Annotated in this window: 11 protein-coding genes; 7 read left to right on the plus strand and 4 right to left on the minus strand. The window is 72.0% G+C overall.

What is annotated here, in order from left to right; translation table 11 throughout:
* Positions 1 to 177 precede the first annotated feature (177 nt).
* Genes AB0M92_RS20200 through AB0M92_RS20220 form a run of 5 tightly spaced genes read left to right on the plus strand, consistent with a single transcriptional unit; the run spans position 178 to position 5,600 of the window.
* Positions 178 to 1,677, plus strand: coding sequence for a CoA-acylating methylmalonate-semialdehyde dehydrogenase (locus AB0M92_RS20200; RefSeq protein WP_366103599.1), 1,500 nt, complete (start codon positions 178 to 180; stop codon positions 1,675 to 1,677).
* A complete protein-coding gene (locus AB0M92_RS20205) occupies positions 1,674 to 2,828 on the plus strand; it encodes an acyl-CoA dehydrogenase family protein (RefSeq protein ID WP_366103600.1) in 1,155 nt (384 codons plus the stop codon). Before AB0M92_RS20200 ends, AB0M92_RS20205 begins: the two co-directional genes overlap by 4 nt.
* Positions 2,825 to 3,910, plus strand: a complete 1,086-nt coding sequence (locus AB0M92_RS20210; RefSeq protein ID WP_366103601.1) for an enoyl-CoA hydratase/isomerase family protein — start codon at positions 2,825 to 2,827, stop codon at positions 3,908 to 3,910. The genes AB0M92_RS20205 and AB0M92_RS20210 overlap by 4 nt, the downstream gene beginning before the upstream one ends.
* Positions 3,907 to 4,827, plus strand: a complete 921-nt coding sequence (mmsB, locus tag AB0M92_RS20215; RefSeq protein WP_366103602.1) for a 3-hydroxyisobutyrate dehydrogenase — start codon at positions 3,907 to 3,909, stop codon at positions 4,825 to 4,827. The genes AB0M92_RS20210 and mmsB overlap by 4 nt, the downstream gene beginning before the upstream one ends.
* Positions 4,824 to 5,600, plus strand: coding sequence for an enoyl-CoA hydratase (locus tag AB0M92_RS20220; RefSeq protein WP_366103603.1), 777 nt, complete (start codon positions 4,824 to 4,826; stop codon positions 5,598 to 5,600). Before mmsB ends, AB0M92_RS20220 begins: the two co-directional genes overlap by 4 nt.
* Positions 5,601 to 5,763: 163 nt before the next feature.
* Here AB0M92_RS20220 and AB0M92_RS20225 read toward each other — a convergent pair whose 3' ends face one another.
* The 4 genes from AB0M92_RS20225 to AB0M92_RS20240 all read right to left on the minus strand — a co-directional run bounded on the left by AB0M92_RS20225 (position 5,764) and on the right by AB0M92_RS20240 (position 11,579).
* Entirely contained in the window at positions 5,764 to 7,899 is a 2,136-nt protein-coding gene (locus AB0M92_RS20225) for a bifunctional polysaccharide deacetylase/glycosyltransferase family 2 protein (RefSeq protein ID WP_366103604.1), read from the minus strand.
* A complete protein-coding gene (locus tag AB0M92_RS20230; RefSeq protein ID WP_366103605.1) occupies positions 7,896 to 8,108 on the minus strand; it encodes a hypothetical protein in 213 nt (70 codons plus the stop codon). Before AB0M92_RS20230 ends, AB0M92_RS20225 begins: the two co-directional genes overlap by 4 nt.
* Positions 8,109 to 8,250: 142 nt before the next feature.
* Positions 8,251 to 9,609 (minus strand): DUF5009 domain-containing protein, encoded by a 1,359-nt coding sequence (locus AB0M92_RS20235; RefSeq protein WP_366103606.1) that lies wholly within the window; start codon positions 9,607 to 9,609, stop codon positions 8,251 to 8,253.
* 62 nt (positions 9,610 to 9,671) lie between these two features.
* Positions 9,672 to 11,579, minus strand: a complete 1,908-nt coding sequence (locus AB0M92_RS20240) for a glycoside hydrolase family 9 protein (protein WP_366103607.1) — start codon at positions 11,577 to 11,579, stop codon at positions 9,672 to 9,674.
* 213 nt (positions 11,580 to 11,792) lie between these two features.
* Between AB0M92_RS20240 and AB0M92_RS20245 the strand changes: the two genes are divergently transcribed.
* A complete protein-coding gene (locus tag AB0M92_RS20245) occupies positions 11,793 to 12,737 on the plus strand; it encodes a 5'-nucleotidase (RefSeq protein ID WP_366103608.1) in 945 nt (314 codons plus the stop codon).
* 155 nt (positions 12,738 to 12,892) lie between these two features.
* Positions 12,893 to 13,693, plus strand: coding sequence for a hypothetical protein (locus tag AB0M92_RS20250; protein WP_366103609.1), 801 nt, complete (start codon positions 12,893 to 12,895; stop codon positions 13,691 to 13,693).
* Positions 13,694 to 13,725 lie beyond the last annotated feature (32 nt).

Below are 13,725 nucleotides of genomic sequence, written 5' to 3' on the forward strand. Positions count from 1 at the left end.
CAGACACGCATGGCACCGGTTTGTACCCACGACCCTGGTGATCCGGCGGAGCGCACGCACACCACTTCCGTGCGCTCGTAGTTCCCACGGCTTTGCGCAGCGGTGCGCCCCCATCGGGGTGCCGTCCGCCGATCTGCCGTGCCATCCCCGGATCCAACCTGACGAGAGCAGGCATCCATGGTCCGTGAACTCACCCATTTCATCGGCGGAAAGCACAGCACCGGAACCTCCGGTCTCTTCGCCGACGTGTACGACCCGAACACCGGTACCGTCCAGGCGCGCGTGCCGCTGGCCGGGCGCGCCGATACCGAGGCGGCGATCGCCAACGCCGAAGAGGCGCAGGTGGATTGGGGCCAGTGGAACCCGCAGCGCCGGGCCCGCGTCCTGCTGCGTTTCCTCCGGCTCGTCGAGGGCGAGCGGGAGGACCTGGCCCGGATGCTGTCGGCCGAGCACGGCAAGACGGTCGCCGACGCCCACGGCGACCTGCAACGCGGCTTGGAGGTGGTCGAGTTCGCCGCCGGGATCCCGCACCTGCTCAAGGGCGAGTTCACCGACAACGCCGGTACCGGCATCGACGTGCACTCGCTGCGCTCCCCGCTGGGCGTGGTCGCGGGCATCACCCCGTTCAACTTCCCCGCGATGATCCCGCTCTGGCAGGCCGCGCCCGCTCTCGCCTGCGGCAACGCGTTCATCCTGAAGCCGTCCGAGCGCGATCCGTCCGTGCCGCTGCGGCTCGCGGAGCTGTTCCTGGAGGCCGGTCTGCCGCCGGGCGTACTGAACGTGGTCAACGGCGGCAAGGAGGCCGTCGACACCCTCCTGGAGGACCCGCGGGTCCAGGCCCTCGGGTTCGTCGGCTCCACCCCGGTCGCCGCGCACATCTACGCCACCGCCGCCGCGCACGGCAAGCGCGCCCAGTGCTTCGGCGGTGCCAAGAACCACATGATCGTGATGCCCGACGCCGACCTCGACCAGGCCGTCGACGCCCTGATCGGCGCAGGCTACGGCTCGGCCGGCGAGCGTTGCATGGCCATCTCCGTCGCCGTACCCGTCGGCGAGGAGACCGCGGACCGGCTCGTGGCCGCCCTCAGGACCCGGATCTCGACCTTGAAGATCGGCCGGTCGGACGACCCCGACGCCGACTTCGGGCCGCTGGTCAGCCGCGACGCCCTGGACCGGGTGAACCGCTACGTGGACATCGGCGTCAACGAGGGTGCCGAACTCGTCGTCGACGGCCGCCCCTTCACCCTCCCCGGCCATGCGAACGGCTACTTCGCCGGAGCCACCCTCTTCGACCGCGTCTCCCCGCAGATGCGCGTCTACCGCGAGGAGATCTTCGGCCCGGTGCTGACCGTCGTACGGGCCGCCGACTTCGAGGAGGCCCTGCGCCTGCCCAGCGAGCACCCGTTCGGCAACGGCGTGGCCATCTTCACCCGGGACGGGGACACCGCGCGCGAGTTCACGCGCCGGGTGGGCGCCGGCATGGTCGGCGTCAACGTCCCCATCCCGGTGCCCGTCGCCTACCACACCTTCGGCGGCTGGAAGCGGTCCGGCTTCGGGGACCTCAACCAGCACGGTCCCGACTCCATCCGCTTCTACACCCGTACGAAGACCGTCACCTCGCGCTGGCCCTCCGGGGTCAAGGAAGGCGCGAGCTTCACCATCCCGACGATGGGGTGAACGCCGTGACCTCCACCCTCACCGAGGACCAGCTCGCGCTCGCCGAGGTCACCCTCGACTTCGCCCAGGAGCAGCTCGCCCCGCACGCCGTGGCCTGGGACCAGGACAAGCACTTTCCCGTCGACGTCATCCGACGGGCCGCCGCCCTCGGCCTCGCCGGCGTCTACGTCCGTGAGGAGCACGGCGGTTCGGGCCTGTCACGAACCGACGGCGTCCTCGTCTTCGAGACCCTCGCCACCGGCTGCCCCTCCATCGCCGGCTACCTCTCCATCCACAACATGGTCGGCTGGATGATCGACCGCTACGGCGACCGGTCCCAGCGCGACCGCTGGCTGCCGGGCCTGTGTTCCGCCGCGTCCCTGGGCAGCTACTGCCTGACCGAACCCGGCGCGGGCTCGGACGCCGCCGCCTTGCGCACCCGCGCGGAGCGGCAAGGTGACCACTACGTGCTGACCGGGGTGAAGCAGTTCGTCTCGGGCGCCGGCGCTTCGGACCGCTACGTGGTCATGGCGCGGACGGGTGAGCCGGGACCCGGTGGCATCTCCGCGTTCGTCGTCGAGCGTGCGGATCCGGGGGTCTCCTTCGGGCCCAACGAACGGAAGATGGGCTGGAACGCCCAGCCCACCCGCCAGGTGATCCTGGACGGCGTCCGCATCCCCGCCGACCGGCGGCTCGGCGCCGAGGGCGACGGCTTCCGCATCGCCATGACCGGCCTCAACGGCGGCCGCCTCGGCATCGCCGCCTGCTCCCTCGGCGGCGCCCAGAGCGCCCTGGACCGCTCGCTGTCCCACCTGGCCGACCGAGAGGCCTTCGGCTCCAGGCTGCTGGACGCCCAGGCGCTGCAGTTCCGCTTGGCCGACATGGCCACCGAGCTGGCAGCAGCCCGCGCGCTGGTGCGCCAAGCCGCCGAGGCCCTCGACACAGGGGATCCGCTGGCCCCGCGCCTGTGCGCGATGGCCAAGCGGTTCGCCACCGACACCGGCTACGCCGTGGCCGACGCCGCCCTCCAGCTGCACGGCGGCTACGGCTACCTCAGCGAGTACGGCATCGAGAAGATCGTCCGCGACCTGCGGGTCCACCAGATCCTGGAAGGCACCAACGAAGTCATGCGCGTCATCGTCGCGCGCGGACTTGCGGAGACCCTGCGATGACCAACGAGAACCCCACCGCCGAGGACCACGTCCTGCTGCACACCGAGGGCCACGCCGCGTACATCACCCTCAACCGCCCCAAGGCGCTGAACGCCCTCAGCCATCCCATGGTCCTGCGCATCGAGCAAGCCCTGTCCACCTGGGCGGTCGACCCTTCGGTCGAGCTGGTCGTCATCGAGGGCGCCGGCGAGCGGGGCCTGTGCGCGGGCGGGGACATCCGCGCGATCCACGAGGACGCCCGCACCGGCGGCACCGCCTCGGCGGACTTCTGGCGCGACGAGTACCGGCTCAACGCGCTGATCGCCCGCTACCCCAAGCCGTACGTGGCCCTCATGGACGGCATCGTGATGGGCGGCGGGGTCGGCGTCTGCGCGCACGGGAGCGTCCGCATCGTCACCGAGCGGTCGAAGGTGGCCATGCCCGAGACCGGCATCGGTTTCGTCCCCGACGTCGGCGGCACGTACCTCCTCGCCCTGGCCCCCGGCGAGTTGGGCACCCACCTGGCGCTCACGGGCGCGCCCGTCGGCGCCACCGACGCGCTGCTGTGCGGGCTCGCCGACCACCACGTCCCCGCCCCGGCGCTGCCGGCCCTCGCCCGGGACCTGGCCACCGCCTCCGTGCACTGCGTGCTGGAGCGGTACGTGGAACAGCCGCCGCCGGGCGCTCTCGGCTCCGCGCGCGAGTGGATCAACCACTGCTACGCCGCCGACACCGCCGAGGAGATCGTGGCGCGGCTGCTCGCGTCGGGCGTGCCCGCGGCGAAGGAGGCGGCCGAAACCCTGCTGTCCAAGTCCCCCACCGCCGTCAAGGTCACCCTGGCCGCGCTCCGGCGCGCCCGTCGCCTCGGGCCGCTGGAGCGGGTGCTGGAGCAGGAGTACCGGGTCTCCTGCGCGGCGCTCGCCTCCCCCGACCTGGTCGAGGGCATCCGTGCCCAGGTCATCGACAAGGACCGCGATCCGCACTGGTCGCCGGCCGCGCTGGAAGACGTCACCGCTGCGGACGTGGACCGGTTCTTCGCCCCGCTCGACGCGAACGAGCTCCGGCTCGACGCGCCCGCTTCTTCCCAGGAGGTCGTCTGGTGAGCACCACCGTCGCATTCATCGGCCTCGGCCACATGGGCGCCCCGATGGCCGCCAACCTCGTCAAGTCCGGCCACCACGTCCTCGGCTTCGACCTCGTGCCCGAGCTACTGGCCACCGCCGCCGCGGCCGGGGTGGCGCCCGCCGCCTCCGCGGCCGCGGCCGCCGCGGAGGCCGACGTGGTCATCACCATGCTCCCGGCCGGCCACCACGTCCTCTCCCTCTACCGCGAACAGGGCCTGCTGGCCGCCGCCCGCCCCGGCACACTGTTCATCGACTGCTCCACCATCGACGTGGCCGACGCCCGTACCGCCCACGAGGCCGTCGCCGCCGCCGGCCACCGCGCGCTGGACGCCCCGGTGTCCGGCGGGGTGGTGGGCGCCGAAGCGGCCACGCTCACCTTCATGGCCGGTGGCGGATCCGAAGAGTTCGCCGCCGCCGAACCGCTGCTCGACGCCATGGGCAAGAAGGCCGTGCGCTGCGGCGCCGCGGGCGCCGGACAGGCGGCGAAGATCTGCAACAACATGATCCTCGCCGTCTCCATGATCGGCGTCAGCGAGGCGTTCGTCCTCGCCGAGAGCCTGGGGCTCGACCACCAGGCCCTCCACGACGTCGCCTCCACCGCTTCCGGCCAGTGCTGGGCCCTGACGGTCAACTGCCCGGTCCCCGGACCGGTCCCGACCAGCCCCGCCAACCGGGACTACCGGCCCGGCTTCGCGGCCCCGCTGATGGCCAAGGACCTCGGCCTCGCCGCCAACGCCCTGCGCGCCGGCGGAATCGAGGCACCTCTGGGCCTCAAGGCCGCCGAGATGTACGCGGCGTTCGCCGAAGGCGACGGCGCGGGGCTGGACTTCTCGGCGATCGTCCGGACCCTCCGCCCCTCTCCTGCCGAATCGACCCGGAACGGAAGCACCTCATGACCGCCTACGAGACCATCCTGCTCGAACGCAAGGGCCGGGTGGCCCTCCTCACCCTCGACCGGCCCGAAGCACTCAACGCCCTCAACCTCCAGGTCATGACCGAGGTCGTGGCGGCGACCGAGGAGCTCGACCGGGACCCGGACGTCGGCTGCATCGTCCTCACCGGCTCCGCGAAGGCCTTCGCCGCCGGCGCCGACATCAAGGAGATGCGCCCGCAGAGCTACATGGACATGTACCTCTCCGACTGGTTCACCGCCTGGGACCGGCTCGGCGGGGTCCGCACCCCCACCCTCGCCGCGGTCTCCGGATACGCCCTCGGCGGCGGCTGCGAACTGGCCATGCTCTGCGACATCCTGCTCGCCGCCGACACCGCGAAGTTCGGCCAGCCCGAGATCAAGCTCGGCGTCATCCCGGGCATCGGCGGCTCCCAGCGCCTGACCCGCGCCGTCGGCAAGGCCAAGGCCATGGAGCTGTGCCTCACCGGACGCACCATGGACGCGACCGAGGCCGAACGCGCCGGACTCGTTTCCCGGATCGTGCCGGCCGACGAACTGCTCGCCGAGGCCCTCGCCGTCGCCACGACGGTCGCCGAGATGTCCAAGCCGGTCGCGATGATGGCCAAGGAAGCCGTCGACCGCGCCTTCGAAACCACCCTCGCCGAAGGCGTCCGCTTCGAACGCCGTCTCTTCCACGCCGTGTTCGCCACCGCCGACCAGAAGGAGGGCATGTCCGCGTTCGTCGACAAGCGCCCGCCGAACTTCACCCACGGCTGAGCACCGCCCTCTCCCCCGATCGCCTCGGTCCCGCCGCCCCTTCACACCGGGGCGGCGGGACCGAGGGTGCCGAGGTCGCAAGCGATGCGCCTGGCCGTGTCATGGTGCGCGACACCAAGGGCCGGACGGCGGTGTGGGCCGACGGCCGCCGCCAGAAGACAGGTCAGCGCACCTTTTCACGCGCCTTCAGCGGCCCCGGCGGGAGTTGCGGAGCCCGGGACGCCGCCAGGACGTGCGGATGGTTGCGCCATTGGGGGCCGGCTCCCATCGCTGCGGTGGCGAGGGCATGGAAGGTGACCAGGCACAGGGCGGTCCGGTAGGCGGTCTGTTGGAGGGGTACCAGCCACAAGTGGCGCAGGCTCTCGCCGTCGCGCCGGAGGGCGTGGGCGGCGAGAGCGAGCTGCGCGAGGCAGAACGCCGCCCAGACGACGGCCGGGGCCGTGGCCGTCCCCGTCACCAGTCCGTAGAGGGCGACCGCGTCCATGAGCGGGGCGGCCAGCGGCAGCACGAGCTGGAACAGCACGAGGTACGGAAGGGTGCGCCGGCCCAGGCGGCCGGCGATGCCGCTCTCCTTCACCGCGTGACGGTGCTTCCAGAGGGACTGGAGGGTGCCGTAGGCCCAGCGGTGGCGTTGGTGCCACAGGTCGCGGACGGTGGTGGGGACATGGGTGAGGGCATGGGCGTCGCCACGGTATTCGACGCGCCAGCCGCCCCGGCACAGGGCCATCGCGATGTCGGTGTCCTCGGCCAGGGTGTCGGCGCTGATGCCGCCGCAGGAGGCCAGGGCTTCGCGCCGGAAGGCGCCGATGGCGCCGGGGACGGTCGGGCTGGCCCCGATCAGGTCGAACAGGCGGCGCTCCAGGCCGAAGCTCATGACGTACTCAAGGTGCTGCCAGAGCGGGAGCAGGCCGGTGCGGTTGGCGACCTTGGTGTTGCCCGCCACCGCACCGACCGAGGGGTCGGCGAACGCGGCCGCGAGGTGGGCCGCCGCACCCGGGGCGATGAGGGTGTCCGCGTCGACCATGAGGATCACGTCGTGCCCGGCGTGCGCGACACCGGTGTTCAGCGCGGCGGGCTTGCCCCGGTTCGGCTGGGTCACGACCCGCACCCGTGGGTCCGCCACGCCCCGGGCCGCCGCCGCGGTGCCGTCGGTGGAGCCGTCGTCGACGACGACCACGTCGATGTCGGGGCAGCCGCCGTTCAGCAGGGCGCGCACGCAGGCCGCGATGGTCGCCTCCTCGTTGTGTGCGGGTACGACAGCCGAAACGCGCGGTAGCGATGCCGGCAACGTGGAGTCCCGGGCGGCGGCGCGCCGCCGGTGCACGACCGAGGCCGCGGCGAGCAGGAGGAGGCGGGCGGCGGTGAGCAGGGCCACCCCGCCGAGCAGCCGGCCCATGACGGGAGGCAGGGCGACGGCCGTCTGGACGAGGGCGATCAGCGCCGAACCGTACCAGCGGTCGAAGGTGGTCGCCGAGGAATGCTGGGGTGGCAGGCCGACCGCCCGGGAGACCGTGGTGAAGCGATAGCCGCGGGCCTTGAACTCATCGATGATCCCGCGCAGGGCCGCGACGGTACGGGACCGGTCGCCGCCCCCGTCATGCAGCAGGACGACCGCCCCCTCCTCTTCGACGGGCAGGGCACCACGCACGATCTCCTCGGGCGCGCGGGCCTGCCAGTCGAGCCCGTCGTGCGTGGACAGGACGTTCAGGTACCCGAGTTCACCGGTGCGGAGCACGGCCCGCCAGTCGCGGTTGGTGACGGCGTCCGGCATGGACGAGTACGGCGGGCGCAGGAGGGCGGTGCTCTTGCCGGTGGCCCCGGCCAGGACGGCGCGGCTGGCTGCGAGTTCGAGGCGCATCCGCCTGTCGGGGGTGGTGGAGAGGTCGGCGTGGGTGAACGTGTGCAGACCCACCTCGTGCCCGGCGGTGGTCTGGGCGCGGACCAGTCCGGGGTGCTGGGCCACGTGTTCGCCGGTCACGAAGAACGTGGCCGGGACCTTCTCGGCGGCCAGGATCCGGAGGATCTGCGGGGTCCAGGCGGGGTCCGGGCCGTCGTCGAAGGTGAGGGCGACCGTCCGCCGGGGGATGCCGAGGCTGACGGGAGTGCCGGTGCGTGCGTCGAGGACGGGTCCGCCCGCGGTGACGACGGGCGGCACGAGGTCATCCGGTCCGCCGTCGTGCGCGCCTCCCCCGTCGCCGCCTCCGCGCAGGACCGACGTCGCGACGAACAGGGCCACCAGCAGGGCGGCGAGGACGCTCGTCAGGACCCACCAGTGCCCACGGGGCGCGACCTTCCTCACCGTGTCGAGCGAGTGGTCGCGGCACCCGCCGGTGCGGGCGCGTGCGGGTCTGCGTACAGGACGCCGACTGCCGCGGCGAGGGCGAGCAGGCAGACCGCGCACACCAAGGTGCCCGCGGCGGTCAGGATCCGGCGGCGGCGGCCGCGGGGATCGTCGAAGACCGGTGGGCCGGTCGTGAGCTGCGATGGGGCGAGGAGCGTGTTGGTCACCCCCGGATGCTAGGAAGATCACGAGCCCACCACGAGGCTGCCGCGCGGGCTGTCCCTCGTACGAGCGAGCCGGATCCGCGCAGGTCAACGGCTCGCCGAGCGGCGAGGCGGACGAGGCGCACCCCGCGTATGCGGTCCGGGATTACACCCGGATGTACCAGCCGCGCGAGACGAGCAGCCGCCCGATCGGCACGTAGAACAGCAGCAGCCACAGCAGCGCCCACACCATGCTCGCGACCGGCCCGGGCAGCCAGGAGGCCACCAGGACCTCGGAGCCCACGCTCCACACGGATGCGTCGGCGCCGTGCGACGGGACCGGGAGGTAGTTCAGCGTGGTGATGACCAGCTCGGACAGGACGTAGAAGAAGAGCGGGTTCCGGCCGAGGGCCACCAGCGTGTCCCCCGCGGGCGCGCATGCCCGCCGCAGGGCGCGCCCCACACCGGTACGGACGGTGCCGTCCGGCCCGGGCCACAGCCCGCCGTCGAACGCCAGGAGGACCAGGCCGAAGCCGGCGGTCATGATGCCCACCGTCACGAGGGCGTACGAGGGGGTCCAGAGCGGCTTGCCGATCGGGATGACCAGGCTCACGGCGAGGCCGGCCCCCGCACACCCCGCGCCGGTGGCGAGCAGCAGGGCCACCCTCCTCCGGACGCCCCCGGGCTCGCCGTACCGCGGCTTGTTCCGGACGATGTCCATGCCGACGACGAGCCCCGCCCAGCAGTTGACCACCGCCACCAGGGTCGACATGAGGCCTTCGGGATCGAACGTACGGCCTTCGAAGTTGTGCCGGACACCCCACGCGCTGGTGTCGAGGTAGGCCTCCAGCGAGCAGGACGGCACGAGTCCGCGCACGTGGGCGCATTCGGGCCACGGGTTGTGGAAGGCGTACGTCGCCACGATCCAGCAGCCGGCGCACAGGAGCGGGAACCCACCGAGGAGGAACACCCTGGCCGGACGGCGAACAACACCGCGCAGTCGCACGCCGACCGGATCGGGGGACCCGGCGGCCGCAGCCGCCGGCCCGCCGCCCGGCAGCAGCGACCAGGCGCACGCGACGTAGAGCAGTGCCACCACCAGGTAGACGAAGGCGAGGCGTTGCAGCACGCCGACGAACCTGAGGTGTTCCAGGATCTCGGGCAGGAAGGGGTACGCGTTCAGGAACATGCCGATCGCGTAGAGCAGTACGGATCGGCGCACGATCCGCAGGACGGCGGTGCGCCGGTCCGCTCCGCCCGGGCCGTGCGCGGGTGGTGGGCGGAGGAAGGCCGACATGGAGACCGGGATGGCCATGCCCATGATGAACAGGAAGCCGGGGAAGACCAGATCGGCGGCGGTGAGACCGAAGGTCTGCGCGTGCACCATGACCGGGGCCGCGATCTCGACCAGTTGGCTGCCGACGAGGATGCGCAGGACGACCAGGCAGCCGCGGAACGCGTCCAGCCCGTCCAGGCGCCGGCGGCCGGGCGAAACCGGGGACCGTTCCGTGCCGGGGCGCGCCATCGGAACATCGGCGACGGCGCCTGTGGTGATCGCAGCGGCTGCCGGCCCCGGACCCGCCGCAGTCACCGGTGCCCCGTTCCGGTGCCGGAGAGGGCGAAGGCCAGCAGCGCGGTCGATGTGAAGTCGTCGGCCGGCTCGACGGTCTGCCAGGCGCCGACGCGGTCGACGTAGCGGGCGCCGCGTCCGTCGAAGTCGCTCCACGGCCGGCCCTGATCGGCCTCGCAGGCTCGCATACCCCGCATGAACCCGTCCTCCTTGAACTTGTCCGCTCCGTTGGGGCCGTTGACGACGGCCCCGCGCAGGATGTGACCGGTGCCGTCGAGGCTGCCGGCCAGGTTGGCCACCGGGTGTTCCGGGCAGTGGGGGAACACCTCGCCCACGCCGATCACGAAGCTGCTGCCCCAGGGGTTGGCTCCCAGTGCCCAGCCGCGCTGCCGGGCGGCGAAGGCGTCGTACCGGTGGTCGCCGGTCAGCCGGGAGTAGAGCAGGGCCGTGGTGACCAGGCCGAAGGTGTGCGGGACGGCGTCGAAGTCCGTGTAGAGGGCGCCCGCTGCGAACGGGTCGTCCCCGGCCAGGTCTCCGGCGTCGTCCAGCGGGCGGCGCAGATCGGCCCTGAGGGCGTCCGACAGCTGTCCGCCGTGGTCGGGGGAGCCCAGGAGTTCGGCGTGCGCGAGCGCGCTGACGTCCCCGAGGCCCAGGGTGCCCTTCGTGTCGGAGGCCAGGTAGGCGCGCGCCCAGGCCCCTGCCTGCCGCTGCCACTCGGCGGCCCGCTCGTCGCCCAGTTGCCGGGCGGCGCGGGCGAGTTCGGCTGCCCCGAGCTCCAGGTCGTCCTGCCACGAGTCCTCCCCGTAGAACGCGGCCGGGTGGGTGGTGACCAGGGCGCCCCCCGGCGGCGCGGTGGCGGCGCGGCCGTACACGTCGGCGGCCTGGTCGAGCCGGCGACGGGCGGCCGCCGGCTCGGTCTCCGCCTGGGCGGCGAGTGCGAACGCCGCCGCCACCCGCCCGGCCAGATTGGGACTGATCCGCTCACCCGGTTCGTTGGCACGGAAGACCGGGCGGTACCTGAGCACGTGGTTCCTGTCGCCGGGAGCGGTGCCGAGCGCGTCGTCCGCCTCCGGCAGCCGCCACACGTCGTGGTCGTTGCCGATGCCCTCGTTGCCCGCGCCGAGGCCGACCTGTGCGTACAGCGTGCCCGTCGGCCCGTCCCACATCCGCTCCAGCCAGCGCACCCCGTGCTCCGCCTCCGCCGACAGACCGGCGGCCGCGGGCATCTCGCGCCGGGCCAGGAACATCTGGACCACCGCATAGGAGGCCGTGTGCGTGAACTTCAGGAAGTCCCCGGCGTCGAACCACCCTCCGGACACGTCGACGGGGCCACCCGCCGGGGTCAGCCCGCGCTCCTCCAGCGAGGTTCCGTCGGTGCTGAAGCGGGGGGTCTCGTACACCGTCGCCCGCCGGTCGCTCAGGTGCGAGGCCTTCCGGTGCAGAACCTCCGCGACCACCTCGCCGCCGTCGCGCTGGGCCTGGAAGAACCGGACGTTCTGCTCGACGAGGGGCGCCATCAACTCCCGGGCCGGGGCCACCCGGAAACGGGGCGAGGCACCGGCCGCGGTCCCGGTGAGGGTCAGCCGGTACGTGCCGGGCGCGGTGAGAGCGGACAGGTCCACCGTGCGCACGGAAGGGAAGCGCTCGTTCCAACTCCCCGTCCGGGGGCCGATCCTCCCCGTCAGAACGGAGCGTCCCTTGACGTCGAGCACCGCGAACCCCGCACCGGCCAGCGCATCGCGCGGTCCCATGACCACGGCGGTCTTGGTCCCGTCCGCCACGTACCCGGCCTGGTCGACCCGGACGAGCGCGTCGCTCGCCTGAGGGCCGCCGGTCGGACCGAGCGGATTGCAGCCGACGACGGCGGCCACGGCACAGGCGGCGACAACCGATGGAGCCACCACGCGTACACGAAGAGTGAGCACGCGCCCAACTCTGGCAGCCTGCGCACCAGGAAACGCTGAACGCCGCTCCGGTCGACCCACCCGACCGGACGACCGGACGACCGGCCGAAACCTCGGGTCGCCAGGTTCTCCACTCGTACCGGGCGCCCCACTCCCGACGGTCGCACACGTTTCCGACATGTTCGCAAGGGCGATAATCATCTCGATCTTGCACGCGTGCCACCAGGGGGAGCAATGAAGTACGACCTCTCCGACCGCCTCGTCATAGGGCTCGCTTCCAGCGCGCTGTTCGATCTCACCGACTGCGACGCAGTCTTCCGGGAGCAGGGTGAGGATGCGTACCGGGCCCATCAAGAGACCCATCTGGAAGACGTCCTGGACAAGGGCGTGGCCTTCCCCTTCGTCCGGCGCCTGCTGTCGCTCAACGACCTCGTGGATCCCTCCGATCCGCTGGTCGAAGTCATCATCCTTTCGCGCAACGATCCGGACACCGGGCTCCGTGTCATGCGCTCCATCGCGGCGCACGGCCTGCACATCAGTCGGGCCGTCTTCCAGCAGGGCCGGTCCTCACACCGGTTCATGCCCGCCCTGAACATGTCCTTGTTTCTCTCCGCGAACGATTCCGACGTTCGCGAGGCGGTTGCCGACGGGCTGCCGGCAGGGCATGTGCTCAAGACGGAGAGAGTCGATGACGACGCCGATCAGGAGCTCCGCATCGCGTTCGACTTCGACGGTGTGCTGGCGGGCGACTCCTCCGAACGCATCTTTCAGAACGCCGGCATCGACGAGTTCCGCGCACACGAAGTGCTCAATGCGGCCACCGCTCACGATCCCGGCCCCTTGAAGGAGTTCCTCGCGGGCATCAACCGCATCCAGGAGCGCGAAGAGAGGGAGCGCCGCAAGGATCCGGCCTACCAACCCCGGCTCCGGGTGTCGCTGGTCACGGCTCGGGACGCACCCGCACACGAACGTGCCGTGCGGAGCCTCAAGCAGTGGGGGCTGCGCGTCAACGACGCGTTCTTCCTCGGTGGCGTCGACAAGGCCGCCGTGATGCGTGCCCTCGACCCGCACATCTTCTTCGACGACCAGGTCTCCCACCTGAACGGCACGGCACCCGCCACTCCCAGCGTCCACGTCCCGTTCGGAGTCGTCAACGCACCTCCGCGGGCGCCCGAATGAGTGGCGGGCGAACAGCGTCCTCCTGGCGCAATGCGTGTCACCCGTTCGAGATGTTGAACGCTTCTGCGATTCCCGCCATGTTGACGGACGCGACATGATCGCGGCGCCCTGCCCGTCGCGGGGAACCCCTCATCCGTTCCCGGAGGTGGCCGCCCGTGGTCCTCGTCATCGTCGTCGCCGTCGTGGCTCTGCTCGCGGGTCTCGCGGCGAACCGCTACCTGCGGCCCAGACTGCTCAGCGAGGACGACGGTACGGGCATGGCCGTCAAGGACCTGGTCGGCCCCCTGCTCACGATGACGGTCCTGCTGCTCAGCTTCGTACTGGTCACCGCCAACGGCTCCTACGGCAAAGCCGAGATCTCCTCACGCGGTGAGGCCCGCGCCCTGGACCAGCTCGTGGAGAGCGCCGAATACGCGCCCGCCGCGCAGCGGGGAGAGATCCAGGCCGGCGCCGTCTGCTACGCCCGGGCCGTCCGTACTCAGGAGTGGTCGGCCATGGCCGACGGCAACGGCTCCCCCGCACCGAGCGTGTGGTCCACCGGCTTCCGGCAGACCTTCGAAGACCTTCAGGGCAAGCCGGCGTTCGGCATGCTGATCGCCGCCGACAACGAGCGCTCCGACGAACGCGACGAACGCCTCACCCAGTCGAGCCCGAGTGTCCCCGGCGCCATCTTCTGGTTCCTCCTCGCCACGCTTGTCATCACCGTCGTGGCACTCGGCATCTGCCTGCCCAGGACCAACAACCGCGGCCAGCTCATCACCCTGACCGTCATCACCGCCCTGCTGACGACGATGCTGATCATCATCCGGGACGTCGACCGGCCCTTCGACGGCATCATCGTGGTGGAGCCGACGGCGATCACCGAGGTGGAACGCCAGGCGACCCGCGACTTCCTCACCAACCACGCCGCCCCCGCAATCCCCTGCGACGACAAGGGCAACCGCCGTACCGCGTGACGCCCGGCCGACGAGACGGTTCCCGCCAACCT

The sequence above is a fragment of the Streptomyces sp. NPDC051582 genome (genome assembly GCF_040681715.1).
In the GTDB taxonomy this organism is placed as follows: domain Bacteria; phylum Actinomycetota; class Actinomycetes; order Streptomycetales; family Streptomycetaceae; genus Streptomyces.